The sequence below is a fragment of the Pseudomonas sp. GM78 genome, from assembly GCF_000282475.1.
Taxonomy (GTDB): domain Bacteria; phylum Pseudomonadota; class Gammaproteobacteria; order Pseudomonadales; family Pseudomonadaceae; genus Aquipseudomonas.
Genome location: NZ_AKJF01000212.1, coordinates 58,103 through 81,758, shown reverse-complemented (window position 1 = coordinate 81,758; position 23,656 = coordinate 58,103). Strand labels below are relative to the sequence as shown.

General features: G+C 61.5%; 22 protein-coding genes and 1 pseudogene. 11 read left to right on the top strand and 12 right to left on the bottom strand.

What is annotated here, in order from left to right; translation table 11 throughout:
• Window positions 1-80 precede the first annotated feature (80 nt).
• Window positions 81-1,982: a 3-dehydroshikimate dehydratase QuiC gene (quiC, locus tag PMI35_RS01590; protein WP_008066075.1), complete on the bottom strand. Its 1,902-nt coding sequence runs from the start codon at window positions 1,980-1,982 to the stop codon at window positions 81-83.
• Window positions 1,983-2,190: 208 nt separating this feature from the next.
• Complete coding sequence (locus PMI35_RS0133165; RefSeq protein WP_032832168.1) at window positions 2,191-2,415, bottom strand: hypothetical protein; 225 nt, start codon at window positions 2,413-2,415, stop codon at window positions 2,191-2,193.
• A gap of 66 nt (window positions 2,416-2,481) precedes the next feature.
• On the opposite strand from PMI35_RS0133165, the gene PMI35_RS01595 reads away from it, so the two are divergent.
• From PMI35_RS01595 to PMI35_RS36035, 3 genes and pseudogenes are all read left to right on the top strand, one after another.
• Window positions 2,482-3,819 (top strand): MFS transporter, encoded by a 1,338-nt coding sequence (locus tag PMI35_RS01595; RefSeq protein ID WP_008066068.1) that lies wholly within the window; start codon window positions 2,482-2,484, stop codon window positions 3,817-3,819.
• A gap of 98 nt (window positions 3,820-3,917) precedes the next feature.
• Window positions 3,918-4,685 (top strand): annotated as a pseudogene (locus PMI35_RS36040) (MCP four helix bundle domain-containing protein); the annotation flags it as partial.
• Entirely contained in the window at window positions 4,677-5,540 is an 864-nt protein-coding gene (locus PMI35_RS36035) for a methyl-accepting chemotaxis protein (protein WP_443217079.1), read from the top strand. The pseudogene PMI35_RS36040 and the gene PMI35_RS36035, both read left to right, overlap by 9 nt.
• Window positions 5,541-5,546: 6 nt before the next feature.
• Here the strand turns inward: PMI35_RS36035 and PMI35_RS01605 are convergent, their stop codons facing one another.
• From PMI35_RS01605 to PMI35_RS01620, 4 genes are all read right to left on the bottom strand, one after another.
• Complete coding sequence (locus PMI35_RS01605; RefSeq protein WP_008066064.1) at window positions 5,547-6,425, bottom strand: DMT family transporter; 879 nt, start codon at window positions 6,423-6,425, stop codon at window positions 5,547-5,549.
• 36 nt (window positions 6,426-6,461) lie between these two features.
• On the bottom strand, window positions 6,462-7,280 hold the full coding sequence (locus PMI35_RS01610; protein WP_008066061.1) for a sugar phosphate isomerase/epimerase family protein: 819 nt from the start codon (window positions 7,278-7,280) through the stop codon (window positions 6,462-6,464).
• A 2-nt stretch (window positions 7,281-7,282) separates the two neighbouring features.
• Window positions 7,283-8,341 carry a Gfo/Idh/MocA family protein gene (locus tag PMI35_RS01615; RefSeq protein ID WP_008066059.1) on the bottom strand — a complete coding sequence of 353 codons (1,059 nt, stop codon included), beginning with the start codon at window positions 8,339-8,341 and terminating at the stop codon, window positions 7,283-7,285.
• Between the two features lie 254 nt (window positions 8,342-8,595).
• Window positions 8,596-9,372 carry an IclR family transcriptional regulator gene (locus PMI35_RS01620; protein WP_008066057.1) on the bottom strand — a complete coding sequence of 259 codons (777 nt, stop codon included), beginning with the start codon at window positions 9,370-9,372 and terminating at the stop codon, window positions 8,596-8,598.
• A 175-nt stretch (window positions 9,373-9,547) separates the two neighbouring features.
• Between PMI35_RS01620 and PMI35_RS01625 the strand changes: the two genes are divergently transcribed.
• From PMI35_RS01625 to PMI35_RS01645, 5 genes are all read left to right on the top strand, one after another.
• On the top strand, window positions 9,548-11,296 hold the full coding sequence (locus tag PMI35_RS01625) for an FAD-dependent oxidoreductase (protein WP_008066055.1): 1,749 nt from the start codon (window positions 9,548-9,550) through the stop codon (window positions 11,294-11,296).
• Window positions 11,280-12,113 carry an aldo/keto reductase gene (locus tag PMI35_RS01630; RefSeq protein ID WP_008066054.1) on the top strand — a complete coding sequence of 278 codons (834 nt, stop codon included), beginning with the start codon at window positions 11,280-11,282 and terminating at the stop codon, window positions 12,111-12,113. Before PMI35_RS01625 ends, PMI35_RS01630 begins: the two co-directional genes overlap by 17 nt.
• A 149-nt stretch (window positions 12,114-12,262) precedes the next feature.
• Window positions 12,263-13,132 carry a KPN_02809 family neutral zinc metallopeptidase gene (gene ypfJ / locus PMI35_RS01635; protein WP_008066052.1) on the top strand — a complete coding sequence of 290 codons (870 nt, stop codon included), beginning with the start codon at window positions 12,263-12,265 and terminating at the stop codon, window positions 13,130-13,132.
• A gap of 148 nt (window positions 13,133-13,280) precedes the next feature.
• Complete coding sequence (gene ypfJ / locus PMI35_RS01640) at window positions 13,281-14,174, top strand: KPN_02809 family neutral zinc metallopeptidase (protein ID WP_008066050.1); 894 nt, start codon at window positions 13,281-13,283, stop codon at window positions 14,172-14,174.
• Window positions 14,175-15,131 carry a hypothetical protein gene (locus tag PMI35_RS01645; protein WP_008066048.1) on the top strand — a complete coding sequence of 319 codons (957 nt, stop codon included), beginning with the start codon at window positions 14,175-14,177 and terminating at the stop codon, window positions 15,129-15,131. It begins immediately after the preceding gene.
• Window positions 15,132-15,167: 36 nt separating this feature from the next.
• Here PMI35_RS01645 and PMI35_RS01650 read toward each other — a convergent pair whose 3' ends face one another.
• The 3 genes from PMI35_RS01650 to PMI35_RS01660 all read right to left on the bottom strand — a co-directional run bounded on the left by PMI35_RS01650 (window position 15,168) and on the right by PMI35_RS01660 (window position 17,302).
• The gene (locus PMI35_RS01650; protein ID WP_008066046.1) at window positions 15,168-15,761 is read right to left on the bottom strand and encodes an HAD family hydrolase; all 594 of its coding nucleotides are present in this window, start codon (window positions 15,759-15,761) and stop codon (window positions 15,168-15,170) included.
• Entirely contained in the window at window positions 15,758-16,627 is an 870-nt protein-coding gene (gene tesB / locus PMI35_RS01655; RefSeq protein WP_008066044.1) for an acyl-CoA thioesterase II, read from the bottom strand. The genes PMI35_RS01650 and tesB overlap by 4 nt, the downstream gene beginning before the upstream one ends.
• A 105-nt stretch (window positions 16,628-16,732) precedes the next feature.
• Window positions 16,733-17,302, bottom strand: a complete 570-nt coding sequence (locus PMI35_RS01660; RefSeq protein ID WP_008066042.1) for a GNAT family N-acetyltransferase — start codon at window positions 17,300-17,302, stop codon at window positions 16,733-16,735.
• 77 nt (window positions 17,303-17,379) lie between these two features.
• On the opposite strand from PMI35_RS01660, the gene PMI35_RS01665 reads away from it, so the two are divergent.
• The gene (locus tag PMI35_RS01665) at window positions 17,380-18,300 is read left to right on the top strand and encodes a histone deacetylase family protein (RefSeq protein WP_032832169.1); all 921 of its coding nucleotides are present in this window, start codon (window positions 17,380-17,382) and stop codon (window positions 18,298-18,300) included.
• 280 nt (window positions 18,301-18,580) lie between these two features.
• Window positions 18,581-19,822, top strand: a complete 1,242-nt coding sequence (locus tag PMI35_RS01670) for a TIGR03862 family flavoprotein (protein WP_008066038.1) — start codon at window positions 18,581-18,583, stop codon at window positions 19,820-19,822.
• 116 nt (window positions 19,823-19,938) lie between these two features.
• Here PMI35_RS01670 and PMI35_RS01675 read toward each other — a convergent pair whose 3' ends face one another.
• A complete protein-coding gene (locus tag PMI35_RS01675) occupies window positions 19,939-21,279 on the bottom strand; it encodes a DEAD/DEAH box helicase (RefSeq protein ID WP_008066037.1) in 1,341 nt (446 codons plus the stop codon).
• 65 nt (window positions 21,280-21,344) lie between these two features.
• Entirely contained in the window at window positions 21,345-22,286 is a 942-nt protein-coding gene (yedA, locus tag PMI35_RS01680; protein ID WP_008066036.1) for a drug/metabolite exporter YedA, read from the bottom strand.
• 165 nt (window positions 22,287-22,451) lie between these two features.
• Here yedA and PMI35_RS01685 point away from each other — a divergent pair, with 165 nt between their 5' ends.
• Entirely contained in the window at window positions 22,452-22,910 is a 459-nt protein-coding gene (locus PMI35_RS01685) for an Lrp/AsnC family transcriptional regulator (RefSeq protein ID WP_008066035.1), read from the top strand.
• A 129-nt stretch (window positions 22,911-23,039) separates the two neighbouring features.
• On the opposite strand, the gene PMI35_RS01690 is transcribed toward PMI35_RS01685, so the two are convergent.
• On the bottom strand, window positions 23,040-23,645 hold the full coding sequence (locus PMI35_RS01690; RefSeq protein ID WP_008066034.1) for a 3'-5' exonuclease: 606 nt from the start codon (window positions 23,643-23,645) through the stop codon (window positions 23,040-23,042).
• Between the last annotated feature and the right edge of the window lie 11 nt (window positions 23,646-23,656).

Here is a 23,656-nt window from a genome sequence, read left to right as displayed (position 1 = left end):
CACAGGCTGGCGATTATGAGCCGCGCCGCACAGGGAAGGAAGCCGCGCGGCAGCGGTTTGTCGGCGTGGGTACTATTTTCCTACAACTTTGCCTGACGCAAGGCACCGCTACGGGATTTGGCCATGGCCGCCAGGCGCACCGCCACGTTGGCCGCACCGTAACCGGCATAACCGTTCTTGCGCTGAATGATCTCGAAGAAAAAACGCCCTTCGAACGGCTCGGTGTACACGTGGAACAGTTCACCGCCCTGTGCATCACGGTCGTACAGCACGTTGTAATAAGCCAGTTCGCTGAGGAATTCGTCATCGAAATCGAAGCGTGCCGCCAGGTCATCGTAGTAGTTGAGCGGAATATCCAGCAGCGGCACGCCCGCCGCTTTGGCGCGACTGACTTCGGCAAAGATGTCGTCGCAATCGAACGCGATGTGGTGCACGCCGGAGCCGCGATAACTCGACAACGCGTGTGAGATGGCGGTGTTGCGGTTTTCGGAAATATTGAGCGGCAGGCGGATCGAACTGTCACGGCTGCGCAGCGCGCGGCTCTTCACCAGACCATAGGGATCGGGCAGCACCACTTCGTCATCGGCCTCGAAATCCAGCAGGCTCTTGTAGAACAGCACCCAACTGTCGAGGCTGTCGGCGGGCAATGCCATGGCCATGTGGTCGATGCGCTTGAGGCCGCCGCTGCTCACCGCGGCCGGCTCCAGGTTGAAGTCGGTACCATAGACATCGGCGTCTTGATCGACGAGGTAAATCAGGCTGCCATCCGGCGCGCGCACGGCGGCCAGTTCCAGTTCATTGGGACCGACCAATCCGCGATACGGCTGGCCTTTGTAGGCCACCGCCCGGGCCAGCGCACTGGCACTGTCCTTGACGCGCACGGCAGTGGCGCACAGCGATGGACCATGCGCCTCGAAGAAACTGTGGCCGAAGGAGTAAGGTTCGGAGTTGAGGATCAGGTTGATATCGCCCTGGCGCAGCAGGCTGACGCTTTTGGAGCGATGCTGCCCGGCCTTGACGAAACCGAGCCGCTCCAGCCAATGGGAGAGCTTTGCGCCGAGGCTTTCGTCGACGGCGAATTCGAGAAACTCGATGCCGTTGTATTCGCTGGCCTTCGGGGTCTCGAACAGAATCTCGGGGTTGCCGGCAGGCTTGGCCTCCTGGGCCAGGCGCTCGCGGGTTTTCTCTTCCAGGTACAGCAACGAGCGCAAGCCGTCAGCAGCGTTGGCCCGTGGCGGCGCGGCGCGGAAACCGTCGTTGAAGATCTCCAGCGACAGCGGCCCGGTGTAGCCACTCTTGATGATCGGCGCGAGGAAGCCAGGCAAATCGAATTCGCCCTGGCCCGGGAAGCAACGGAAATGCCGGCTCCACTCGAGCACATCCATGGCCAGGATCGGTGCATCAGCCATTTGCACGAAGAAAATCTTGTCGCCGGGAATCTCGGCGATAGCGCTCGGGTCGCCCTTGAGCGACAGCGTATGGAAACTGTCGAGCAACACGCCGAGGCTCGGATGATCGGCCTGACGAACGATGTTCCACACCTGTTGCCAAGTGTTCACATGCCGGCCCCAGGCCAGCGCTTCGTAACCGATGCGTAGACCGCGCGCGCCAGCGTGTTCAGCCAGCAGGCGTAAATCATCGACTAAAATCTGTTCATCACCGATGGAATCGGCCGAGGCGTTACTGCACACCAGCACCAGGTCGGTGCCCAGTTCCTGCATCAGGTCGAACTTGCGCTCGGCCCGTTCCAGATTGCGCGACAAGCGGTCACGGCGGCAGCCTTCGAAATCCCGGAACGGTTGAAACAGGGTGATGGCGATTCCGAGATCGGCGCACATCTGTTTAATTTCCCGCGGGCTGCCGTCGTAGTAGAGAAGGTCGTTCTCGAAAATTTCGACGCCGTCAAAACCGGCGGCGGCAATGGCTTCGAGTTTTTCCGGCAGGGTACCGCTCAAGGACACGGTGGCAATGGAACGCTGCATTTTTTTCGACTCCCGGTGGAGGCTGCGGCTACAGGGAATATGCGCCGATTTTAAAAGAGTGAGCGAATTATTGAGCTGGCGGGTGCAATGAGCAATTTAAAGTGTACTACCCAGTTAGTTTTGCGTGCGATTATCGAACACAATGGGCTTTGGCGAATTGACGATTTTTTGCTCAATGCGCAACATCAACTCCACATTGAGTCCGGTCTCAACCGACGGCCTCAGTTAACAAAGACCCTGAACACCACATAAAAATTTCAAAAACCGGGTATATGCTCATGCGCTCATTCAACGCCTTGCTCACTCGAACCACCGTCATTACGCCCTGCCTGGCGTCCATCCGAACCTTGCGCACCGCCGGCACTCCCGTGCCGCTCGCTGAATAAACCGTCAGACGACGAAACCAGCCGATCAGTCCTGCGCCCATCGCCATCGATTGATCACGCGCCCTTGAAGTCCCGACGAGCCTTGCTTGTCAGTCATTGAACGGATGGCACACATGAATCCTACACCTAGCTCACGCATGGCTCCGGCCATGAGCGCTGCCTCTGGCGGCATCGGCGACAAAATCCGCGGCGCCATGGCTGTCGGCAAAACCCGTTGGGGCATGCTGGCGCTGGTGTTTTTCGCCACCACCCTGAACTACATCGACCGCGCCGCCCTCGGCGTCATGCAGCCCATCCTGGCCAAGGAAATGAGCTGGACGGCGATGGACTACGCCAACATCAACTTCTGGTTCCAGGTCGGCTACGCCATCGGTTTCGTGATACAAGGCCGCTTGATCGACCGGGTCGGCGTCAAGCGCGTGTTCTTCTGCGCCGTGTTGCTCTGGAGCCTGGCGACCGGCGCCCACGGTCTGGCCACTTCGGCGGTCGGCTTCATGGTCTGCCGTTTCATTCTCGGCCTGACCGAAGCCGCCAACTACCCGGCCTGCGTGAAAACCACGCGCCTGTGGTTCCCGGCCGGCGAGCGCGCCGTGGCCACCGGCATTTTCAACGCCGGTACCAACGTCGGTGCAATGTTCACCCCGATGCTGTTGCCGCTGATCCTCCACGTCTGGGGCTGGCAGGCTGCGTTCCTGTGCATGTCGGCACTGGGCGGGATCTGGCTGCTGTTCTGGGGCCTGAAGTACTTCAACCCGGAAGATCACCCAAGCGTCAAACAGTCGGAACTGGACTACATCCAGAACGAAGTGGAACCGGAACAAACCCGCGTACCGTTCTCGAAGATCCTGCGCATGCGCGGCACCTGGGCCTTCGCCCTCGCCTACTCGATCACGGCGCCGGTGTTCTGGTTCTACCTGTACTGGCTGCCACCGTTCCTCAATCAGCAATACAACCTGGGCATCAACGTGACCCAGATGGGCATTCCGCTGATCATCATCTACCTCACCGCCGACTTCGGCAGTGTCGGCGGCGGGATCCTGTCCTCGTTCCTGATCGGTCGCGGCGTCAACCCGATCAAGGCGCGCCTGATGTCCATGTTCCTGTTCGCCTGCTGCATCATCGGCGTGATCATGGCCGCCGGCTCCAGCAACCTGTGGGTGGCGGTAGCCGCGATCTCCCTGGCCATCGGCGCACACCAGGCCTGGACCGCGAACATCTGGAGCCTGGTGATGGACTACACCCCCAAGTACATGATGAGTACGGTGTTCGGCTTCGGCGGCATGTGTGCGGCGATTGGCGGGATGTTCATGACCCAGTTGGTCGGCCACATCCTGACCGTCACCAACAACAACTACACCGTGCTGTTCACCCTGATCCCGGCGATGTACTTCATCGCGCTGATCTGGCTGTACTTCATGGCACCGCGCAAGATTCCGAAAGTAGAAGACTGATGTTCCCTCGGCGCAGGCCCGGTTTCGGGCCTGCGCTTTTTTTGTGCCTGCTTTTTATGAATTCCTGAATATCCACTCATCGCCAAGGAGGTGAAACCATGTCGCCAGGTCACCTGAGCATCGCCAAGCGCGCCATGATCAGCTTCGGCCTCATCGCCTTGCTGGTCCTGTTGCAAGGTTTGTTCGCCCTCAAGCAAGTAGCGCAAGTGCGCGCCACCGGCCAGCACACCGAGAACGTCTCCCTGCCCAGCACCCGTTATCTGGGCGAAATTCGCGATTACGTCCTGAGCATTCGTGTGCTCAGCCTGCGCATGGCGCTCAATCGCGAGCCCAAGGTGCTCGACGCGACCGTCACGCGCCTGCATCAGGTGCAGGGCTGGCTTGTACAGGCACTGGACAAATTCGCCCCGCTCGTAGGCGACTACAACCGGGGGCCGTACGAAAACTTCGTCGCGACGGTCACCCGCTACCGTGAGGCGCTGACGCGATACGAAAGCCTGTCGCAGGCAAACCGCCTCGAAGAAATGACCGCGCTGCTCAATGGCGAAATCCAGGATTACTCGACCCGCAGCGGAGACCAGTTCGCCGAACTCGTGGCGCTCACCGCCAATGAAGTCAGTCAGTCCGCAGCGCAAGCCGACACACTCTATGGCCAGGTGAAGGTCACGGTGATCGGGGCCTTGCTTGGCGTGTCGCTGCTGACCGCTCTCCTCGCCTGGTTGTTGATTCGCAGCATCGTGGTGCCCATCCGCCAGGCCGTGGAAGTGGCCGAGCAAGTCGCCGCCGGCGATCTCGGCACACCGATACAGAGCCAGGGCAGCGATGAAACGGCGCGCTTGCTCACCGCCCTGTCGATCATGCAGAACAGCCTGCGCGACACCCTGCAACGGATCAGCGCCGCATCGACCCAACTGAACGCGGCTGCCGAGCAAATGAACCAGAGCACCCATCAGGATTCCGGGCGACTGCAACAGCAACACAACGAAATCGAACAAGCCGCCACCGCGGTCAACGAGATGACCGTCGCCGTGGAAGAAGTCGCACGCAATGCGGTCTCGACGTCCGACAGCACGCGCCAGTCGACACAACAGGCCAGCCAGGGCCAGGCGCGGGTCATCGAGACACTGGATTCGATTCAGGCCATGAGCGCCGATGCCGGCATCGCCCTGCAACAGGTGCAAACCCTGGCCGAGCAATCCCGGGAAATCGGCAAGGTGCTGGACGTGATTCGCGCCATCGCCGAGCAGACCAACCTGCTGGCGCTCAACGCGGCGATCGAAGCGGCCCGGGCCGGGGAAGCCGGGCGTGGTTTTGCGGTGGTCGCCGATGAAGTGCGCGCACTGGCCCATCGTACCCAGCAATCGACCCGGGAAATCGAACTGATGATCGGCCGGGTCCAGGGCGATACCGAGAGCGTTGTGTTGTCGATGCACGGCAACAGTCAGCGCGTCGCCCAGACCCTGTCGATCGCCGAACAGGCCGGTCTCGCCTTGGCGCAAATCACCCGGGCCATGGAGCAGATCCATGAGCGCAACCTGGTGATCGCCAGCGCATCGGAAGAGCAAGCCGCCGTGGCCCGCGAGGTGGACAGGAATCTGCTGAACATCCGCGACCTGTCGCTGCAAAGTGCCGATGCCTCAACCCGCACCAGCGCCACCAGCCAGCAACTGTCGCAATTGGCCGCAGGCCTGCAAAACCTGGTGCTGCGCTTCAGGTTCTGAGTGAGCTCAGCGGCGGCTTTGTTGCCATGCCGCCGCCAGGCCACTGCAGCAAATGATGGCGATCCCGACGATGGTGGTCAGGGTCGGCGTGTGGGAAAACAGCAGCCAGCCCAGCAGGCCGGCAAACACGATCTGGCAGTAGCTGAAGGGCGCCAGCAAGGCCGGCGCCGCATGGCGGAAGGCCTGGGTCAGGAACAGGTGCGCCGTCATGCCGCAGGCGCCCAGCGCCAGCATCATTGCGCCGTGCAGCAAGGTCGGCACCTGCCAGAAGAACGGCACCAGCGCACTCATGACCAGGGTGTTGCACAACCCGGCAAAGAAGTTGCTGGTGGTCGGGCTGTCGATCTCGCTGAGCTTGCGAGTCAGCAACTGGTAGAAGCAGAAAAACAACGCCGAGCACAACGGCAGCAGCACCGCCGGGGTGAACAGATCACCACCGGGGTGGACGATGATCAGCACCCCGATAAAACCGCAAATCACCGCCAGCCATTGGCCACGTGTGACCTTCTCCCCCAGCAACGGCACCGACAACGCAGTCACCAGCACCGGAGCGAGGAAGTTGACCGACGTTGCCTCGGCCAGCGGGATGTACATCAACCCCGTGGTGAAAAACAGGCTGGTGCCCAGCAGGCACAACGCGCGAACCAGTTGCAGCAGCGGCCGCTTGGTACGCAGCACGCGCAGCCCGGATTGCGGCAGGAATATCCCGGCCATCAGCAAGGTGTGCACCACATAACGCGCCCAGACCACCATGACAATCGGATAGAACCCGGAAAGGTACTTCGACAAAGCGTCATGACTGGAAAACAGGAAGGTTGCGACAACGATCAGCAGGATCCCTTTGAAGGGCTGATTGACGCCGGAAAGCGGTGTGCTGACGGTCATTGGGATTCCTTGTTCAAAAACAACACTTCGCGGGGCCTAGGTCAGCCGCGCAAGCAATTCACGGGTTTTACTCAATGCCATCCGCGCCCGGTCCAGCCCACTCACGCCCTGCTCCAGCAGTTGCACAGTGGGGATCTCCAGGCTCAATGGAATGTTAGCCGGCAAACACCGCAACAGCCCCGGCAGATCACAATCGCCATCACCGGGAAAACGCCGTTCATTACGCGCCTGCCGCAAGATCTCTGCCATGTCTTGCGGCCTGGGCCCCGCCACGTCACACAACTGCGCATACCGTAACCGTGAGGGGGCAACCCTGGCCAGATCTTCCAGCCGCGACCCAGAGCGATCGAAGTGAAAGGCATCGACCAGCACCGCCGCGTTTTCACGCTCGGCCTTTTCAATGATGCGCGCGGCTTGCTGCAGATCCCGCGCGTCGGTCCAGGGCATGAACTCCAGGTGCGGATGCAACCCGTAAGGCGCCGCCAGATCACACAGCCGGGCAAAATTTTCCGTCAGCCGTTGCTCGTCAGGATCGTTCCCCGCCACCAGCAACTCACTGGCACCGAATTCGGCACCCACTGCAAGCACCCGCTCGAAATCGGCAACAACGGTGTCCGGTTTAAGCCGCAGGATTTCGACATCCAATACACGAATGCCGGTATCGCGCAGACGTGCCAGGGTCTGGCGCCGCAGATCGTCATCCGCCACCAGCGCAAAATGGTGTTCCTCTGGCGTCGCCGGTACCAGGCGCAAGCCGACATGACTGTAACCGGCCCGCGCCGCGACCTCGACCATGTCCGGCGGTGACAACTCCAGCACGGTCAGACTGGCCAGGGAAAAGATTCGTTCACTCATGGTCAATCCTCGATCAAGGCGGGTGCGCAGGCGCGCCCGGTTTCAGCGGCTTGGCGAATCGCTTCGACCAACGCCAGGGTGCGGGCTGCATCGGCGGCGCTGACCAGCGGTTCGACCTCCCCACGCGCAACACGCACGAAGTGCTGCAACTGCAAGCGCAGCGCTTGATCGACGCTGAAAGGCTCGTCAGTCGACACCAGGGGTTGATGCCATCCACCGTCCGCTTGCGTGTAGTGCCAGCGCTTGAGCTGCGGGATGCTCAGCGCCCCCGCGGTGCCCGCCAGCAAATAGCACGGTTGGTCGGCCTGGCGTGGATACACCGGGTTCTCCCCGGAGCCCAGCTCCCAACTCCAGGGCGCCGCCACCGCATCGGACCCGGTCAGGCTGCCCAGCGCACCATTGTCGAATTGCAGCAGCACGGCCGCACAATCTTCGTTGGCAAACCCGCGCACGGCGTTACTGGTGATGGCCTGCACCTGGCGAACTTCGCCGCACAGATGACGGAGCAGGTCGAGGTCGTGGATCAGGTTGGTCAACAACATGCCCGCACCGGGCTCGCGGCGCCAGGCCGTTTCGAAATAACTGTCGGGTTTGCGCAATTGCCAGAGCGCGGTGACGGTGCTCAACTGGCCCAACGCGCCGCTGTGGACAAGTTCATGGGCGCGCACGATCAAGGGATTGTGGCGTCGATGATGGCCGACCAACACCGCAACGCCGCTCGACTTCGAGGCAGCCACCAGCTCACGAGCCTCATCCAGGTGCACACCCACCGGCTTTTCCAGCAACACCGGTACACCGGCAGCCAGGCAATCGAGCGCGGTGCTGACGTGCAGCGCATTCGGGTTGGCGATAATGACGGCCGCAGGCTTAGCCTGCTCCAGCATCTGACGATGATCGGCGAAATACTCCACACCCCATTCCTTCGCCAAACCCGGCGCTTGCGGGCCGGGGTCGGCCACTGCGCACAAGGTCGCTTCAGTCAGGGTTTTCAGATGCTGGTAATGCTGCTGGCCCATGGTGCCGGCACCAATAAGGGCTATTCGAAGGGGGGGCGAACTCATGCAGCGGTCCTCTTGTGGTTATTGTTGGAAGATGAATTTCAACAATTTAGAACCTGGTTCCAGATTCTTACACAGGCGTGCATTGAAAGTGTTCGAACAGCGCACAGCTTTAGCGAGTTCAGCCTTGGTCAAATGTGGGAGCGAGCCGGCTCCGGGCGGCGTTCCGACGAAGACGGAGTGCCAGTCGAAATCAATACCGGCTGTTACAGCGCTTTCGCGAGCAGGCTCGCTCCCACAGGGGGTTGGTGCAGGACTCAGCTGAATAGCTCCGACGCCAGACTCGCGGCCGACAACTCATCGGTAAACGCCAACAACAACGGCGCCAACTCATGCAGCCGCGCGCCCGGCATCCGCGCACTCGGCCCGGCGATGCTGAGCACGCCGATCACCCGGCCATCACCGGGATGGCGCACCACAGCAGCAATCGCCGAGGTGCCTACCGCCGAACTTTCCTCGACACAGGCGTAGCCCTGCTCCCGTGCCAGGCGCAAGCGTTCAAGCAATTCAATATTGGAACTTGGGGCATTCGGTCCCAGCTCCAGCGGCCGGTCCGCCGCCTGGCGTTCCACCAGCGACAAGGCTTCGGCATCACTCATGCACGCCAGCCAGGCATGGCCGGAAGCGGTGTAGAACAGCGGCGCATCGCGGCCCATGTCCGGGTCATAGCGCAGGCCGGAACGAGCCCCCTGGGACTTGGCGATCCAGGTCTGGCGCTCGCCTTCGATGACCCCCAGGCGCACCAGTTCGCCGGTTTCCTGAGCCAGTCGGTCAAGCACCGGTTGCACGATATCGGCACCGCTGCTCGACAGATAACGGAAACCCATCGCCACCAGCCGGGTCGACAAGTGATAACGCAGGTTCTCTGGATTCTGCCGCACGTAGCCAAGCCGGATCAGCTCGGCCAGTAGCCGGTGGGTGGCACTCTTGGGGATGCCCAGTTGCTCCGCCAGCACCTGCATCGGCAGGCCACGAGGGTCGCTGGTGAGGCTTTCAAGCACACTGAAAACACGTTCGATCTGACTGCCGGCCATGGGGGTATCCACACAAAATTTGCTCGATTCTAGAAGACAACCCACGGAATGCGAAATCTGGAACTGCCTGTCCGATAACCGCCCGCTTTACGCCGCATCGACTTGCCCGCTTTCTTCCAGCCTCATATATTTTCTGGAATTAGATTCCAAAATAATAAACGCCGGAGTTCAAGCCATGCCTGCCGAAACGTACTGCCTTCCCGACATCGACTGCGATGTGCTGATCGTCGGCTCCGGTGCGGCCGGCCTCGCAACGGCCGTGACGGCCGCATGGCATGGACTGAAAGTGATCGTGGTGGAAAAAGACCCGGTTTTTGGCGGCGCCACCGCCTGGTCCGGTGGTTGGGCGTGGGTACCCTGCAATCCCCTGGCCCGGCGAGCCGGCATCGTCGAAGACGTTGAACAACCGCGCACTTACTTGAAACACGAACTGGGTGATCACTATGACCCTTTGATGATCGATGCCTTCCTTGAAGCCGCTCCGCGCATGGTGGCGTTCTTCGAACAGCACACCTCGCTGCAATTCGCCGATGGCAACGCGATTGCCGACATTCATGGAGACACGCCGGGCGCCGGTACCGGTGGGCGTTCGGTCATCGCCGCGCCGTATGACGCGCGCAACGTCGGCAAGCTGCTCAAGCGCCTGCGCAAAACCATGCGCGAAACCTCCTTCATGGGCATGCCGATCATGGCGGGCGCAGACCTTACCGCGTTCCTTAACCTGACCCGCTCGTTGTCGGCGGCCTGGCACGTTACACGGCGTTTCACCCGCCATTTGCTCGACCTCGTCGTGCATGGCCGAGCGATGCAACTGGTCAACGGCGTGGCGCTGGTAGCACGCCTGGCGAAATCCGCCGACGATCTTGGCGTATTGCTGTGGGAGTCGGCACCCGTCACCGAATTGTTGCGCGAGAACAATAAGGTGCAGGGCGCGGTGGTGAGCACTGCCAAAGGTTCGATCCGCATCAAGGCCCGCAAGGCGGTGGTGCTCGCAGCCGGCGGTTTTGCCAATGACATCGAACGGCGCAAGGCCCTGTTCCCCCGTACGCCGACTGGTCACGAACACCTGGCCCTGCCACCCCTCGGCGTGTCTGGCGACGGCCTGCGGCTGGGCGAGAGCGCCGGCGCCCAAGTCGACACCGATCAGGTATCGCCTGTGGCCTGGGCACCGGTTTCGCGAGTGCCATACCGTGATGGCAGCAGCGGCCACTTCCCGCACATCATCGAGCGTGGCAAGCCGGGGATCATCGGGGTGCTGAGCAATGGTCAGCGCTTCGTCAACGAAGCCAACGGCTACTACGACTATGTGACGGCCATGGTCGCCAGCGCCCCGCCCGGCGAAGCAGTAGCCTCCTGGCTGATCTGCAGCCACGGCTTCCAGCGACGTTATGGCCTGGGTATTTCCCGGCCGTTTCCGGTGCCGCTGTCATCCTTTATCCGCAGCGGTTATCTGAAAAGTGGCAAGAACCTGGAGGAATTGGCACAGGCCTGCGGTATCGACCCGGCCCGCTTGCGCACCACCGTGTCGGACTACAACCGCCACGCGCGCAATGGCCAGGACCCGCAGTTCGGCCGCGGCTCAACGCCCTACAACCGCAAACAGGGAGATGCACTGCAGCAACCCAACCCCTGCGTCGCACCGATCGAGCAAGGACCGTTCTATGCCGTGAAAGTCGAACCGGGTTGTTTCGGCACCTTTGCCGGGCTCAAGGTCAATCAACACGCCCAGGTCCTCGACGACTCGGGCCAGGCCATCACTGGCTTGTATGCGGCGGGAGGCGACATGGCCAGCATCATGGGCGGCCACTACCCCGCTGGCGGCATCAACCTGGGGCCGGCGCTGACGTTCGGCTACATCGCCGCGCGCCATATCGCCGGCATCACTGCTTATGAAAAGGAGATCGACCATGACGCACATCGTTAACGCACAGGGTTTGAACATGCCCAAGCTCGGCCTCGGCACCTGGCCGATGCTCGGTGAAGAGTGCACGCGAGCAGTGGAACAGGCCCTGGCGCTGGGTTATCGACACATCGATACCGCGGCGGCCTACAACAATGAGGACGCTGTCGGTCAGGCGCTGCTGAACAGTAAGGCACCCCGCGAACACATCCACGTCACCAGCAAGGTCTGGTGGGACCAGCTGCAACCCGACGCCATGCGCCATTCCATGGATCGCAGCCTCAAGGCCTTGCACAGCGATTACATCGACCTCTTCATGATCCACTGGCCCAGCACCGATTGGGACTTGCCGCGTACGATCGAGACCCTGGTGTCCTTCAAGGAGCAGGGGCTGGCGCGCAACATCGGCGTGGCGAATTTCCCTCTGCCCCTGCTGCGCACCGTGGTCGAGGAACTGGGCGCGCCGCTGTCAGCCATCCAGGTCGAGTACCACGTGCTGCTCGGACAAAACGCACTGCTCGACTATGCCCGTCAACACGATATGGCCCTGACGGCTTATTCACCGCTGGCACGCAACAAGGTGTCGGATGTTCCGGTTATCCGGCAGATCGCCGCCAAACACGGGGTATTGCCGACCCAGGTCGCACTCAAATGGCTGCTGGATCAACCGAACGTGGCAGCTATCCCCAAGGCCAGCAGCGAGGCTAACCAATTGGCCAACCTGGCAGCGCTCACCGTCAATCTGGATGATCAGGACCGTGCGCTGATCGCCGGCCTGTCCAAGCGCGAGCGCCTGGTCAGCCCGGACTTTGCGCCGGTGTGGGACGCGTTCGATCGATAAGTGCGAAAGGGCTACTTTCGATGTGCGACACCCGTCGCACTGACTGTGGCCTTACCAAACCTTACACATTTCCCCCACACGCCTTTGCCAGTGCGGTTATTCATAGACCCGGCGCCATGCGCCCCATCAATCTATGAGAGACCGCCAACATGCTATGGAACAAGGCAAGACGCAGCAAAAACGTGAACGACATACGCGAGGGCAAGGATGCCCGCACACTTACAGGGACAACACTGGCCGCTGGGCTGGCCGCCGTCGCCCTGGCCGGCGCCGGGCTCTATTCGACACTGGAAACGCCAGCAGACGTTACTCCACTCGAACCCTCCTACACCCTGGACCGCCCTCTCCCTCAACCCTCGATCGAGCCTGAAGAAGATCTGCAGTTGATGTTTGTCCAGTCGGTGCTGGGCGACACCGAAGACACCTGGAACCAACTGTTCGCGCAAATGGGCCGGCAATATCCACACCCCACCCTGACGCTGTTCAACAACGGCGTGGTCTCGGGCTGTGGTTTCGCCAGCTCCGGCAGTGGCCCGTTCTATTGCCCAGGCAATCGGCAGGTGTATCTCGACCTCGAGTTTTTCCGCACGCTTGAACAACGGTTTTCAGTGGTCGGTGACTTCGCGCGGGCTTATATCATCGCCCACGAAATCGGCCATCACGTGCAGCTTGAACTGGGCCTTTCCGAACCCTTCGAAAAAGCCTTGCTCGAGCAACAACCGGTCAGCGGCGATGGCGGGCTGGAAGTGCGCGCGGAGTTGCAGGCCGATTGCCTGGCCGGTGTCTGGGCGCACCACGCGCAACAGCGTCTGGACTGGCTGGAGCCGGGGGATGTCGAAGCCGCCCTGAATGCCGCGGCAATGTTCGGAGACGACCAACTGCAAGCATCGCGCAATGTCCAGGTTCGGCCAGAGACCTTCAGCCACGGCACGTCCCTCCAGCGCGTGAACTGGTTCAAGACAGGATTTGCCACAGGCAAACCTGAGGCCTGTGACACCTTCGCCGCCGATGCGCTGTGATACCCGCCCATCAATGAATCCCCTGATGTCGCCGCCTGGATAGAACCGCTGCCGCTTCTGGCTGTCTGACGACCGGACTGGCGCCGGTCCTACTCAGCAGCAACACTCATCGCACGGTTCTTTACCCGCAACATCAGAGGATTCCCACATGCTATGGAAAAAAGGCCGACGCAGCGACAACGTGGTCGATGCCCGTGGCGATGAGGTCGGCGGCGGTGGCGGCGGGATGCGGTTTGGTGGCGGCAAGGGCCTGAGCCTGACGGCGATCCTGCTGATCGTAGGTATCGGCTGGATCACCGGCCAGGACCCGATGCAGATCCTCGGGCAACTGACCGGGCAGATGAGTGAACAATCGGCGCCGACCACCTCCCAGACGCGCCAGGCGCCACCGGCCAACGATGAAGGGGCCGAGTTCGTCCGCTCAATCCTGGGAGATACCGAGGATACCTGGCGCCAGATTTTCCAGCAGGCGGACCGGCAATATAAGGATCCGACCCTGGTGTTGTTCAGCAACCGGGTCAATTCAGCCTGCGGACTGGCGACATCGGCGACCGGGCCCTTCTACTGCCCTGCAGACCAGAAGGTTTATTTGGACATGGCCTTCTTCCAGGAGATGTCCCAGCGCTTTGCGGCCGCGGGCGATTTCGCCCAGGCCTATGTGATCGCTCACGAAGTCGGTCACCACGTACAAACCTTGCTCGGTGTTTCGGCGAAGATCCAGGCCGCTCGCCAGCAAGGCCGGCAGATGGAAGGCGATGGCGGTTTGCTGGTGCGCCAGGAACTGCAAGCCGACTGCCTGGCCGGGGTCTGGGCCAACAATGCGCAGAAGCGTCTGAACTGGCTGGAGCCGGGCGACATTGAAGAAGCGTTGAACGCGGCGAACGCCATTGGCGACGATCGCTTGCAACAACAAGGTCAGGGCCGTGTGGTGCCTGACTCATTTACCCATGGTACGTCAGCGCAACGGGTGCGCTGGTTCAAAACCGGATTCGCCCAGGGCCAGGTTGGCCAGTGCGATACCTTTGCGGCGAAAAATCTGTAAATGAAGAAGTGGTGGTTAGTCGTACTGTTTACCTGTGCAACCTCCCAAGCGGCCGAGCACGGAGTCAAGGAACTCAGCCCCGGGCGCCTGCTGTTGAAATCCGGTGAAATAGCGGTGGGCATCAGCCCGGCCCCGGCAAAAATCGAGCGGGTATTGATCATCGTCCATGGTCGCTTGCGCAACGCGCAAACCTATCTCCAGAGCGGCAAAAGCGCGGTCGAACTGGCCGGACAAAGCGCTACGACCCTGGTGATCGCCCCGCAATTTCTCAATGAAACCGACGTTGCGCAGTACCCGGTGGCGGACACTGTCTTGCGCTGGCAGGGCAATGAGTGGATGGCGGGCGGTGAATCCATCGCACCCTTTCGTCTGAGTTCCTTTGATGCGCTGGACGAAATCATCGCCCGCCTGGGTGATCGCCAGCAGTTTCCGGACTTGAAGCAGATCGTCATTGCCGGTCACTCGGGGGGCGCTCAAGTAGTTCAGCGCTACGCCTTGCTGGGCCACGACAAGCCGGCCCTGGAAGCCGCCGGCGTGCAGTTGCGCTATGTGATCGCCAACCCCTCTTCCTACACCTACTTCGATGAGCGTCGGCCCGTGGCCTTCAGTCATGCGGGTTGTCCGCAATTCAACCGCTGGAAGTACGGGCTGGCGGATTTACCAGCCTACGCAGAAGGACAAACCGCCGCGCTGCTGCAGGAAAAGTACCTCAAGCGCGACATCGTTTATCTGCTGGGGCAGCAGGACGTCGACCCGAACCATCCGGCGCTGGATAAAACCTGCGAGGCAAAGGCCCAGGGGCCGAATCGACTGGCCCGGGGGCGCTACTACTTCGCTTACCTGAAGCGGCTGCAACCACAAGGGTTGCAGCAGCAACTGATCGAAGTGCCCGGGGTCGGGCATAACGGGGAAGGGATGTTTACGTCGCCCCAGGGGCAGCAGGCGTTGTTTCCGTAGGAGCTGCCGCAGGCTGCGATCTTTTGCCCTTGCAGATCACGCTGACAGCATCCGCCGCAATTCGCCACAATCCACTGCATGCCAATCGGTCAACTCCGGCCACGGATTATCCGGCAGGTTGACCAGCACCGTCCGCGCTCCCGCCGCACGACCGCAATCCAGGTCAAACCGGTAATCACCGACCATCACCATCTCGCTGGCCGACACCTTCCAGGCTTCGGCCAGTTTCAGCAATCCACCAGGATGCGGCTTCGGTGGCGCCTCGTCGCGCCCCAGCACATCGTCTACCGCAAAGCAGTCGGCCAGGCCGATCGCCTCCAGCGTGACATGCGCCAGTTCCCGGGCATTGCGCGTAAGAATGCCCAGGCGATAACCGCGGCCAGCCAATTCACGCACCAGCTCCACAGCCCCCGGTGCCGGTTTCGATCCCAGCGCCAGATCGCGTTCGTGCTCGAGCAACCAGGCATGCTTGGCACTGGCTTCATCGACCGGCAATGCCGCCAGATGCGTGAGGATGTCGGCTTCAGCCGGGATCGCCAACGCCACGCGAATCGCCGCGAAATCATGCACAGCCACCGTCAGGGTGCCATCCATATCGAACACCCAATGGCGAATGTCGGCCAGGCTCATGCCCAATCCTTGCGATGCCGAATCAGGCCTTCCTGCGTGACCGAGGCCACCAGCTGCCCGGCGCGGTTGAACACGCTGCCACGGGAGAACCCGCGGGAGTTGCCGGCCCATGGGCTGTCCATCGCATACAGCAGCCAGTCATCGGCGCGCAGGTCGGCGTGGAACCACAATGCGTGGTCGAGGCTGGCGACCTGCATGTCCTTGTGCCAGACCGATTTGCCGTGGGGCAACATCGAGGTGGTCAGCAAACCGAAGTCCGATGCGTAGGCCAGCAAATACTTGTGCAATGCCGGGGAGTCGGCCAAGGCGCCGTCGGCGCGAAACCAGACGTATTTGACCGGATCGCTGGCTTTCGGGTTGTAGGGATCTTCCTCGGTGACCGGGCGAAATTCGATCGGCTTCGGGCACAGCAGTTTTTCACGCATGTGCTCGGGAATCAGGTGAGCGCGTTGCTGGGTCAGTTCCAGTTCCGATGGCAGGTTTTCCGGGCCGACCACTTGCGCCATTTGTGTCTGGTGCTGGAAACCTGCTTCGTCGTACTGGAACGAGGCGCTGCAGGTGAAGATCGGCTGGCCCTTCTGGATCGCCGTGACCCGGCGTGTGCTGAAACTGCCGCCGTCGCGCACGCGGTCCACGGAGTAAACCACGGGCAACTTGGCGTCGCCCGGGCGCAGGAAATAGCCATGCAGCGAATGCACGTGGCGCGTTTCCTCAACGGTCTGACTGGCCGCCGACAGCGACTGACCGAGCACCTGGCCACCGAACAGCTGACGAAACCCCAGGTCCTGGCTGCGGCCACGGAACAGGTTTTCTTCGATCGATTCCAGGCTCAGCAAGTCGACCAGATCATCCAACACTTGGCTCATTCAGCTCTCCTCACACAACGCAATGCCGCGCAGTCCTGGCTGCGTCGGTCGATTCAGTATCTGGCCCGTGCCAATATAGGGGCCATTGTAAACGTCCGTGCCAGGTTATCCATGCAAGGTTTGCAGCCATTGTTCACGGCTGATGCGATACAGCACGTGGTGGCGCAGGGGATGATCGAGAGCAAGCCTGGGGTGTTCGAAGTCATCGGCCGGATCGTGATGCATGCCGATCGCCTGCATGACTTTCTGCGACGGCAGGTTGCTGACCGCGGTAAAGGACACGATTTCATTCAGTACCAAACGATCAAACCCGCAACGCAGAGCGGTCCATGCCGCTTCGCTGGCATAACCCAGGCCCCAGTGCTCGCGCGCCAGGCGCCAGCCGATTTCAACGGCCGGGGTGAAAGGCGCGTCGAAACCGACCACGCCCAGACCGGTAAAACCGATGAACTGGCCGGTGTCTTTGCGCTCCAGCGCCCAGAGGCCAAAACCATGCTCGGCAAAGTGCTCGCGAACCCTGCCAATCAACGACGCACTTTCCAATCGACTCAAGGGTGCGGGAAAATAGCGCATGACCAGTGGATCGGCGCACATCGCGGCAAATTCCGGCAAATCCTCATCACGCCACTGCCGCAACAGCAATCGCGCGCTCGCCAGTTCGAGTATCGGCTCCATCGTGCCCCTCCCCCAATTCCATGCCGCCAGTCTACAACGCTGGTAGGATCCTTCACTCATTGCGCTACGAAATCATCATGCCGCTGCCGCTGATCTACCACGAAGACTACAGTCCCGAGTTCCCGGCGGATCACCGCTTCCCCATGGACAAGTTTCGCCTGCTGCGCGATCACCTGGTGGACAGCGGCCTGACGCGCGACGCCGACCTGCTGCGCCCACAGTTGTGCCCGGCGGACATTCTCGCCCTCGCCCATGACCCTTCGTATATCGAGCGCTACATGAGTGGCGATCTGTCCCGCGAAGACCAGCGACGCCTCGGCCTGCCCTGGAGCGAAGCCTTGACCCGGCGCACGGTGCGCGCGGTCGGCGGTTCGCTGCTGGCGGCGGAACAGGCGCTGGAGCATGGCCTGGCCTGCCACCTGGCCGGCGGCACCCACCATGCGCATTACGATTACCCCGCCGGGTTCTGCATCTTCAATGACCTGGCGGTGATCAGCCATTTCCTGCTGGAGAGTGGCCGGGTCAATCGGGTGCTGATCTTCGACTGCGATGTGCATCAGGGCGATGGCACTGCACGCATTCTGCACAACACACCGGAAGCGGTGACCGTTTCCCTGCACTGCGAGAAGAACTTTCCTGCACGCAAAGCCGAAAGTGACTGGGACATCCCGCTGCCCAATGGCATGGGCGATGCCGATTACCTGCAAGTGGTGGACGATGCGCTCAACTACCTCTTGCCTCTCTATCAGCCGGACCTGGTGCTGTACGACGCGGGTGTCGACGTGCATAAAGACGACGCACTGGGTTACCTGAAACTGACCGACAACGGTGTCGCCGCCCGCGATGAAAGCGTGATGCGCCATTGCCTGGGCCGCGATATCCCGGTGGTCGGCGTGATCGGCGGCGGCTACAGCAAGGACCGTCAGGCCCTCGCCCGCCGTCATGGCATCCTCCATCACAGTGCCCAGCGGGTCTGGCAGTCATCAGGCTGTCACTGAGTTGTGGATGCTTTACCCACAATGCCTGTGGAGCCGCCTGTGGATAACCTGCGGGAAAGGGACTGCAGGCCATGTCGGGTGTGGGCTGCAGAGTGGTGGTTGTTTTTTAACCAGCCACTAAATTCACCTGTAAACCCTGTAGGAGTGAGCCTGCTCGCGATAGCGGTCTGTCAGGGCCACAGATATTGAATGTAGCGCCGCTATCGCGAGCAGGCTCGCTCCTACAGAGGACGGGGCTGCTAGAATGCCCGGCTTATCCCGTCAGACCGCAGCGCATTCCATGACTCAATCCTCGTCAGCCCTTTCCCATAATGTCGCCATCATCGGTGGCGGCCCCGCCGGGTTGATGGCGGCTGAAGTGTTGAGCCAGGCCGGGATCAAGGTCGACCTGTACGATGGCATGCCCTCAGTGGGGCGAAAATTCCTCCTGGCCGGCGTCGGTGGCATGAACATCACCCACTCCGAAGCCTACCCGGTCTTCCTCTCGCGCTATGCCGAACGCGCGCCACAGATTGCACCGCTGCTGCGCGCCTTCGGTGCCGATGCGCTGTGCCAGTGGATTCAGGGGCTGGGCATCGACACCTTCGTCGGCAGTTCCGGCCGGGTCTTTCCCACCGACATGAAAGCCGCGCCCCTGCTGCGTGCCTGGCTCAAACGCCTGCGCGACAGCGGCGTAGTTATCCACACACGCCACCGCTGGCTCGGCTGGGATGATCGCGGCGGTTTGCGCATCGACAGCCCCGATGGCGAAAAAACCGTTGAAGCCAGTGCCACCCTCCTCGCCCTGGGTGGCGGCAGTTGGTCGCGCCTGGGTTCGGACGGCGCGTGGATGCTGCCATTGGAGCAAAAGGCGGTAGGACTCGCGCCGCTGCAGCCAAGTAATTGCGGCTTCGAGGTGCAGGCCTGGAGCGATTTGATAGTCAGCAAATTCGCCGGCGCACCGCTGAAAAACATCGCCATCGGCCTCGATGATGACGTGCCGAGGCTGGGTGAATGTGTGATCACCGCGACCGGGATTGAAGGGAGCCTGATCTACGCCTTGTCCGCACCGATCCGTGAAGCAATCAACCGGCACGGCTCGGCGACCATTCATCTGGACCTGCTGCCCGGCCGACCTGTGGATAAAATCCAGGCGGCATTGAGCAAACCGCGCGGCTCACGCTCGATGGCTAAACATTTACACAGTCAGTTGGGTATCGATGGGGTGAAAGCGGCGTTGTTGCGAGAGCTGACATCTGCCGAAACCTTTACCGACATGGCGCTACTGGCCAAAGCGATCAAGGCATTGCCCCTAACCCTGGTGAAGACCCGACCATTGGACGAAGCCATCAGCAGCGCGGGCGGTGTGAAGTTCGAGTCGATGGATGAGCGATTGATGCTCAAGCAAATGCCCGGGGTTTTCTGCGCGGGGGAAATGCTCGATTGGGAAGCGCCGACGGGTGGCTATCTGCTGACGGCGTGTTTCGCCAGTGGGCGTGCGGCGGGACTTGGGATGGTTGAGTGGTTGCAGCGCAAGGGCTGAAGACCGCGCCGCCCTCATCGCCAGCAGGCTGGCTCCCACAGGTTTTTGTGAACGACACAAATCCCCTGTGGGAGCCAGCCTGCTGGCGATGAGGCCTTAACAGGTGCAGCGTGTAATCAAGGCTTACGCTTACGCGGCCCAGTGTTGAACACCGGCACCTTGCGCACAGGCTTGATCGAAGGCTCCGCTGGCGCAGCTTCCCCGCTGTCGACCCACTTGCCGAGATTGCGTTTACCGCCACCACCACCCGACGCTTTGGGCTTCTTCGGTTTCTTCGGTTTCTTGACCACCTGGCCACTGGCATCGGTGTCCGGCACGCGATGCTCTGGCTCGAAGTCCGGCTCGTTCTGACGCTTGAGCGTCTGACGGGTCAACATTTCGATGGCCGACAGCAGATTCACTTCATCGGCGCACACCAGGGAAATCGCCTCGCCGGTGGAGCCGGCACGCCCGGTACGACCGATACGGTGGATGTAATCCTCGGCCACGATCGGCAAATCGAAATTGACCACCAATGGCAGGTCTTCGATATCCAGGCCCCGGGCCGCGACGTCGGTGGCGACCAGGATCTGCACTTCACTGAGCTTGAAGCGGTCCAGCGCGCGCTGACGGGTCGCCTGGGGCTTGTCGCCGTGGATGCCATCGGCGTTGATGCCCAGGCCCTGGAGTTTTTCCACCAGCGCGTCCACGCCGTTGCGGGTCTTGGCGAACACCAGCACCTGTTTCCACTTGCCCTTGCGCATCAAGTGCACGAACAGCTCCGGCTTGCGCTTCTTGTCGACCGTCACGATCCATTGCTTGACCGTATTGGCGGCGACGTTGCGCGGGCTGACTTCGATGCTCAGCGGATCGTTGAGCATTTGCCCGGCCAGCAGGCGGATGTCGTCGGAGAAGGTGGCGGAGAACAGCAGCGTCTGACGTTTCTTCGGCAGCGCCTTATAGATGTTCGCCAGCTCCTCGGAGAAACCCAGGTCGAGCATGCGATCGGCCTCGTCCAGCACCAGGGTTTGCAGCTGATTGAACTTCAGTGCGTTCTGGCGGAACAGGTCGAGCAAACGGCCCGGGGTCGCCACCAACAGGTCGACACCGCTGCGCAGCTTCATCATCTGCGGGTTGATGCTGACACCGCCGTACACCGCGTAGGTACGCAGCGGCAGGTTCTCGGCATATTGGCGCACCGCTTCGTGAACCTGCTCGGCCAGCTCTCGGGTCGGCACCAGAATCAGCGCACGCACCGAGTTGGCGGCGACTTTCGGCCCTTCCATGGCCAGCAGTTGCAACAGCGGCAAGGCGAAACCGGCGGTCTTGCCGGTGCCGGTCTGGGCCGCGGCCATCAGGTCGCGACCGGCCAGCACCGCTGGAATGGCTTGTGCCTGAACCGGCGTCGGAGTCTGGTAGCCGAGCGTCTCGAGGGAGCGCAGCAAGGGTTCGATCAGGCCAAGGGTGGCGAAAGTCATGGGAGTACCGTAGGAAAAATCAGCGCGATTGTGCGAAACAAGTATGCAATGGCGCGCAGTTTACCCTAATTCACACGGGATTCTGTCGGCACCGCTGTCGGCTCGACCTTCACCACAGGCCGCTGCGGTGTGCGTCGCCATTGCGGCAGGCCAATCAGCACCACGGCACTGATGATCACCAGCATCGCCAATGCTTCCTCGATGCCAATGGTTTCTCCGACAAACACGATCCCCAGCAACACGGCCACCGCCGGGTTGACGTAGGCATAACTGGTGGCCGCCGCCGGACGCACATGCTTGAGCAGATACATGTAGGCGTTGAAGGCAATGATCGAACCGAACACGGTCAAGTAGGCCAGCGCCGCCCAGCCCTCGATGGGGGGGACCTTCTCCAGATGTTCGCCGCTCAGCGCACTGGCGATCAGCAACACCACGCCGCCGACCAGCATTTCCACGGCACTGGCCATTGCGCCTTGGGGCAACGGCAAGTGCTTGCTCCACACCGAGCCGAATGCCCAGGTGGCCGCAGCAAAGATCAGCAACGCCGCCCCCAGCGGGCTCGATTGCAGGTTGGAGCCGAGGTTGAGCATGACGATGCCGATCATTCCCAGCGCAACGCCCGCCCATTCAAGACGGGTATTACGCACGCCCCAGAAATAGCCACAGAGCAAGGTAAGCAGCGGCACCGTCGCCACTGCCAGCGCGGCGACACCGGAGGCCACGCCCGTGTGCTCGGCCACGCTGACCGCGCCGTTGCCGCACGCCAGCAGCAACACACCGATGATCCCGGCGGCTTTCCATTGCGCCCAGGTCGGGGCCGGCGCCCCGCGCCAGCGCAGGAAGGCGTACATCAGGCTTCCGGCGATGACGAAGCGAATGCCCGCGAGCAGCAAGGGCGGCCAATACTCCACGCCGATGCGGATCACCAGGTAGGTCGAGCCCCAAATCACGTAGAGCGCGAAGAAGGCAGCGATTAACGGTAGGGGAAAGCGACGTAGGCCGGACATGATGGGCAGCTCACAGGCAGAACAGGTGAACGGCTATTCTAGAAAGGCTGACGCGGGAAAATAAGTTACAAAACCTGTTTAAACCGCCGGTACACTTTTCAAAACACGGAGTTCAGCGCTATAAACCGTGTTTTCGAAAGTCCGTCACTTTCAGGAGTTGCCTCGATGGATAAGTACGACCGCATGCTGCTCAGCGCCCTGCTGGAAAATGGTCGCGCGTCCTACGCGGACCTCGCGCGCAAGGTCAACCTCTCCGCCCCTGCCGTGGCCGAACGCGTGGCCAAGCTCGAGTCCAGCGGCGTGATTACCGGTTACCAGGCGAAGGTCAACATGGCCAAGCTCGGCTTGCCGATCCAGTGTGTGATCGAACTGCGCCTGAACCAGCACGGCAACCAGAAAGCCTACGACGACCTGATCAAGATCCCGCAATTGACCGAATGCCACCGCGTGACCGGTGACCCCTGCGTGATCATGCAAGCCGCGGTGGGCTCGATGCCGGAGCTGGAAGACTTGATCAACCGGATTGCCACGTTTGGCTTCAGCAAGACATCGATTGTGTTGTCGAGTGCGATAGAGAAGCGGGTGCCGTTGGGACATATCGAAGGCAATGGCAAACAAACCTGAGATCAACACATACCAATGTGGGAGCCAGCCTGCTGGCGATTGCAGTGGTTCAGCCTACCAAGAGGTTGAATGACACACCGTAATCGCCAGCAGGCTGGCTCCCACAAGGGTTACTTGCAGGACTCGGGATCAGCGATAGCGCTTGAGGTGTTCGCCCACCTTCGCCGCCGGCACTTTCTGCAATTTGCACAACAAATCATGGGACAGTTCGCTCAAGCCATGCTTGTGCCGCAGTTCTTCGGCCAGGTGCACCGTCAGGTTGGCCGCCATTTCGGCGTCGGCCATGGCCCGGTGAGCCTTGCCGGTGTGGGGCAGGTTGGCGAAGGTGGTGAGGGTGCCAAGCTTGTGGTTCGGTGCCGCGGGCATCAGGCGCCGGGCCAGCAGCAGCGAGCAGGCAAAGTTCTGCAGGCGCGTGCGTTTGATCCGCCCCAGTTCGAAATCCCAGAACTTCTGGTCGAACGCGGCGTTGTGGGCCAGCAATGGCGTGGTGCCGACGAACTCGTTGACCTCGTTCATGACCTGCTCGGCCGAAGGCGCGGTGCGCAGCATGGCATTGCTGATGCCGGTCAGTTGTTCGATGAAGCCCGGGACGCGCACGCCGGCGTTCATCAGGCTCTGGTAACGCTCGACGATGCGCCCTTGTTCAAGGATCACCACGGCAATTTCCGTGGCCCGGCAACTGCTGCTCGGAGAGATCCCGGTGGTTTCAAAGTCGATGACTGCTATGCGTTCCAAACCTGTTTGAA

What these genes read in the sequence shown, in the direction of transcription:
- PMI35_RS01650 (WP_008066046.1), bottom strand. Translation starts at nt 15,761, where the DNA reads ATGAGCCTGGCCGACATTCGCCATTGGGTGTTCGATATGGATGGCACC.
- PMI35_RS01630 (WP_008066054.1), top strand. Translation starts at nt 11,280, where the DNA reads ATGACGCACATCGTTAACGCACAGGGTTTGAACATGCCCAAGCTCGGC.
- PMI35_RS01665 (WP_032832169.1), top strand. Translation starts at nt 17,380, where the DNA reads ATGCCGCTGCCGCTGATCTACCACGAAGACTACAGTCCCGAGTTCCCG.
- PMI35_RS01615 (WP_008066059.1), bottom strand. Translation starts at nt 8,341, where the DNA reads ATGAGTTCGCCCCCCCTTCGAATAGCCCTTATTGGTGCCGGCACCATG.
- PMI35_RS01605 (WP_008066064.1), bottom strand. Translation starts at nt 6,425, where the DNA reads ATGACCGTCAGCACACCGCTTTCCGGCGTCAATCAGCCCTTCAAAGGG.
- PMI35_RS36035 (WP_443217079.1), top strand. Translation starts at nt 4,677, where the DNA reads ATGCAGAACAGCCTGCGCGACACCCTGCAACGGATCAGCGCCGCATCG.
- PMI35_RS01595 (WP_008066068.1), top strand. Translation starts at nt 2,482, where the DNA reads ATGAATCCTACACCTAGCTCACGCATGGCTCCGGCCATGAGCGCTGCC.
- PMI35_RS01620 (WP_008066057.1), bottom strand. Translation starts at nt 9,372, where the DNA reads ATGGCCGGCAGTCAGATCGAACGTGTTTTCAGTGTGCTTGAAAGCCTC.
- PMI35_RS01685 (WP_008066035.1), top strand. Translation starts at nt 22,452, where the DNA reads ATGGATAAGTACGACCGCATGCTGCTCAGCGCCCTGCTGGAAAATGGT.
- PMI35_RS01645 (WP_008066048.1), top strand. Translation starts at nt 14,175, where the DNA reads ATGAAGAAGTGGTGGTTAGTCGTACTGTTTACCTGTGCAACCTCCCAA.
- tesB (WP_008066044.1), bottom strand. Translation starts at nt 16,627, where the DNA reads ATGAGCCAAGTGTTGGATGATCTGGTCGACTTGCTGAGCCTGGAATCG.
- yedA (WP_008066036.1), bottom strand. Translation starts at nt 22,286, where the DNA reads ATGTCCGGCCTACGTCGCTTTCCCCTACCGTTAATCGCTGCCTTCTTC.
- PMI35_RS01625 (WP_008066055.1), top strand. Translation starts at nt 9,548, where the DNA reads ATGCCTGCCGAAACGTACTGCCTTCCCGACATCGACTGCGATGTGCTG.
- ypfJ (WP_008066052.1), top strand. Translation starts at nt 12,263, where the DNA reads ATGCTATGGAACAAGGCAAGACGCAGCAAAAACGTGAACGACATACGC.
- PMI35_RS01670 (WP_008066038.1), top strand. Translation starts at nt 18,581, where the DNA reads ATGACTCAATCCTCGTCAGCCCTTTCCCATAATGTCGCCATCATCGGT.
- quiC (WP_008066075.1), bottom strand. Translation starts at nt 1,982, where the DNA reads ATGCAGCGTTCCATTGCCACCGTGTCCTTGAGCGGTACCCTGCCGGAA.
- ypfJ (WP_008066050.1), top strand. Translation starts at nt 13,281, where the DNA reads ATGCTATGGAAAAAAGGCCGACGCAGCGACAACGTGGTCGATGCCCGT.
- PMI35_RS0133165 (WP_032832168.1), bottom strand. Translation starts at nt 2,415, where the DNA reads ATGGCGATGGGCGCAGGACTGATCGGCTGGTTTCGTCGTCTGACGGTT.
- PMI35_RS01675 (WP_008066037.1), bottom strand. Translation starts at nt 21,279, where the DNA reads ATGACTTTCGCCACCCTTGGCCTGATCGAACCCTTGCTGCGCTCCCTC.
- PMI35_RS01610 (WP_008066061.1), bottom strand. Translation starts at nt 7,280, where the DNA reads ATGAGTGAACGAATCTTTTCCCTGGCCAGTCTGACCGTGCTGGAGTTG.
- PMI35_RS01660 (WP_008066042.1), bottom strand. Translation starts at nt 17,302, where the DNA reads ATGGAGCCGATACTCGAACTGGCGAGCGCGCGATTGCTGTTGCGGCAG.